The following is a 3852-nucleotide window of genomic DNA, read 5'->3' as shown; positions in this document are numbered from 1 at the left end:
TGAATATTGTTATTTTATTCAACTATAAATTTCCTTAAAAAATCTTTTTTACCAATGCTTAGTTTCAAAATATAAATTCCTGAATTTAAATCTTCACAATTTAATTTAACAATATTAGTATTTGATTGAACTCCTTGATTGTTGGAATAAACAACTTCGCCTAACATATTATAAATGTTAATATTTACAACTTCAGGAGAGTTTGTTTGATATCTTAAGAATGCATTAGACGAAACAGGATTAGGGAACATTGCAACTATTCCATTTCCGTCATTTTCATCAAGGCTTGAAATCGTACCGGCTGACCATGCTGATTGCAGAACATCTTTTGTTGAATTATCCTGAACCCAAACTATAACGGATAAATCTGTAAATTCTTCAATAGAATTTTCTGTATTCATATTTATCGGATCTGAGGCACTTGATGGGCAACGATAACTTCCTTTAAATGTGAAGGATAAATCTTTAGTTACTTTTGAACCTTTTGTTAAATTTCCAATAGATTGTCCTGAAGAACCGGGAAGCATCTTTTTCATTACTTGATGAAATTCAGTTTCTCCATTAGTTTTCTTATTATTATATGTCGTATTTTCTACAATAGCAACAAATAATTTTAAATTGGGATTTGAAATATTTTGTAAAGGATTTATTTCAACATTTACATCCACAGAGTGATATTTCACAACGTGTGTAGCAGTAATTTCAATAAAAGAAGGTATTGCATAAAAATTATCAAACAAAGTTGTGGTATAAGCACCTGCATTACCATCCCATTGTCCGTCAACTTCCATTCTGGGAACCGAATTTATTGCGTAATAATTTCTTCTGTTATTCGCTTCTGTAGTGTAATAAGGATCGCCTGAACCTGGCCATCTCATTTGATATTTTATAACAGTATATTTGTCAGGATAATTATTTAAAATAGCTTCTAAATGGGCATTACCGTTTGTACAAGGTCCACATGTTGAAGATGTAAAAACTTCGTGCAAAGGCATTCTTTGAATAACTCCTGCAGGGTCATATCCTGTTGTATTTGTACTCATAGCATCATTTGATGTATTCTGGTCAGCATGACCGTTAGGATTGCTAACCCAAACTTCAATTGTGTGAGAACCTTCTGTTGGTATCCATTGAGTAGAATGAGTATAATTATATGTTTGGTATTGTGCAATACTTAATGAAGTTAGGTTTTGAGTTTCAACAGTTCCACCATCAATTCTATAATGTAAATCGCATTCTGTTATTGTAACAGAACCTTCATTGCTGATTTCTCCTTTAATAGAAACTCCTGTGGTTGGTACGTACTGGGGAACATTTATAGTGTTAACTGCTAAGTCAAAAGAATCGGGAATAGCTGATGAAAGATTGTATCCAAAAATTGAACTGTTTTGAATTAGTCCACCTAAAGTAGCTGTACCTGCAACAATATCTGATTCAATCCAAAGACCACCACCAAGCTGACCTACATTACAAATATCCGTAGTACAATCATGAGTCAATCCTGTTGGTGCACCTGTTGTTGCATTTAGTTGTATTATTGATGTGTTTATGCTAGAATTAGCTATAATTGCCCAAATATAAGGACCACCGGGAGTAATAACATCATAAGCTGTGCCATAAATGCTTGTCAATCCATGTGTTGAGGAAGTAATTGTTTTTTGAACCACTCCGCTTTTATTAACTAAAGTTAGGTTTGTTGACCAGTCGCCAACCCAAAAAGCATCGCTAACAGGGTCATAACAAATGTTTCTTACTTTTACACTTGGGGATGAAATTGTAGAAATCAATGTTTGAGTACTAAAGTCCATTTGATAAATTGAATTATTTGCCGCTCCTCCATAAAAATAAGTCCCATCATAAGCAAGGTCTCTTAATTTTGTAACTCCTGATATAGTGAAACTATCAACAAGAACACCACTCATGTTAAATTTCCAAATCAAGTCTCCATTCCATTTGGGAACATAAAAGAAGTTTCCATCAGTTTCACAACCTGCTGAACCGCTACCTGATATTCCTTTGTAATTAAATTGTACCTCCCAAGCTCCTCTAGTTCCTCTCAATGAAGAGGTAGTTGCATCAGGGGCACTTTCGTTATTTGTATTTACACTGTATTGTGCAAATAAGGATGCTGAAATAAGCATCATAAATAAAAGCATAGTTAAATTTTTCATAAAGGTTTTGTTTTTGTTAAAATAAAAATTTCGGCAACAAATATAGTGTATTTTAATTAACAATGGAAATTTCTATAAAATTCTAATTTTGACCTAATTTGAGTAATTGGAAAGAAAGAAAATAGCTAATGCTTTGGTGTTAAAAGGATTTCATAAAATTTAAGGACACCTTATTGACATTAATTATCTTCAGCATTGGCATTAATTATCTTCAGCAAGCCATTCAGCATAAGAAGTTGGAGTTTCATAGAGTTTGATACAGCAAAGTGATACTTTTTCAGGAAGTTTCTCCATAATTATTTTAGCAAAATAAATTACCATATTTTCACAACTTGGTTGAAAGGGTGTGAAAATAATCCTTCCCGTTGATTTTTTCATTGCTTCCTTTACACTTTCGTCAGTATCATCATTTACTACAAGAGAATGATCAAATTTGTCAACAATAATTTCTTTAATAATATCTTTTAAATCACCAAAATCCATTACCATTCCAAGTTTTGAACTTGAAGTATCTTTTTCTGGATAGCCACTTACAGTTACTAATAGCAAATAGGAATGACCATGTATGTTTTTACACAATCCGTCATATCCTTTTAAAATGTGTGATGCTTCAAAGCGAAATTCCTTTGTAATCCTAATTTTGCTCATTTTTCAATTATTGATTTATTCTACAAAAGTAGTAATTCTAAATTGCTATTTTGATGAAGAGTAAGAAAAAAATTTATAAGCGTAGTATTCAGTAATTGACGGTCAGTAAATCAACGAATAATAAATTTTAATTTAAGGGAACTTCTTGTCTGGAATTTTCCGGAGTGGAATAAGATTCATAAGTTTTCCAAGCACGAAAAAAATATAGTGACGTAAGTAATACTGGCACACTCATTATGGACTGAAAAGTAAATAAGTAGTCTAATTTGATTAATTTGTAAATTTCTATGCTAAAACTTAATGTTGCCATAATAATAAATACCAAATAACCGATAGTGCCCATAAAAGAAAAGATATAAGGTTTGTTACTGTCTAAGTTAACTATTCTATCAAGATATTTAATAACAATTATTTTCCTAAAAATAAAATAGTATGCTAACAAACCAGTTGGAACGCAAACAGCAAGGCGAATCATGAGCAAATAATTATTTTCAAAAATACCTGAGATACTGTTTACAATCAGGAAAATACTAGTAAGAAACCATGCTAATCCTGAGATAAATAATAATGCACGCTTAGTAACTTTTGGAATATATTTTTTTATTTTATCCATAATTGCGTGTAATCCTACTAAGAAAGATATTTCTTTTAAAGGGAAAATGCATTAAATAGTAATTTTGCTTTTCTATAAAAGCTCAATTACAATTTGTATGATATGTTTGTAATGCGTTAGTTGAAGTAAACTTAGTAAAAAATTACCATATATTGTTAATTTAATTAAAAAAACATTTTATAAGGAACAAAGATGAGGTAATTTATTTTAATTACCAAAATTATTTAAGCATTTTATTTTTAGTTCCCTTAAATAAATTGGTTCTATGTCAAATACTGTGGGTAATCAAATTTGATTCACAGATTACAAAATTACTCTTTTTGTAATTAATGAATTTTCGCCAAATCCTGATATATATAGACTAAAGGACATCTCTTATTAGAATATTGCATATAAATTAATTTTAATCTGTGAATCTGT

Annotated in this window: 3 protein-coding genes; all 3 read right to left on the bottom strand. The window is 30.5% G+C overall.

From position 1 onward, the window contains the following. Positions 1–14: 14 nt before the first annotated feature. Positions 15–2171 (bottom strand): T9SS type A sorting domain-containing protein, encoded by a 2157-nt coding sequence (locus U9R42_00435; protein MEA3494487.1) that lies wholly within the window; start codon positions 2169–2171, stop codon positions 15–17. A 201-nt stretch (positions 2172–2372) separates the two neighbouring features. After that, positions 2373–2819 carry a 6-carboxytetrahydropterin synthase gene (locus U9R42_00430; protein MEA3494486.1) on the bottom strand — a complete coding sequence of 149 codons (447 nt, stop codon included), beginning with the start codon at positions 2817–2819 and terminating at the stop codon, positions 2373–2375. Positions 2820–2946: 127 nt separating this feature from the next. Then, on the bottom strand, positions 2947–3432 hold the full coding sequence (locus tag U9R42_00425) for a hypothetical protein (protein MEA3494485.1): 486 nt from the start codon (positions 3430–3432) through the stop codon (positions 2947–2949). Between the last annotated feature and the right edge of the window lie 420 nt (positions 3433–3852).

This window comes from Bacteroidota bacterium (assembly GCA_034723125.1).
In the GTDB taxonomy this organism is placed as follows: domain Bacteria; phylum Bacteroidota; class Bacteroidia; order CAILMK01; family JAAYUY01; genus JAYEOP01.
This window is presented reverse-complemented; position numbering and strand designations above follow the sequence as displayed.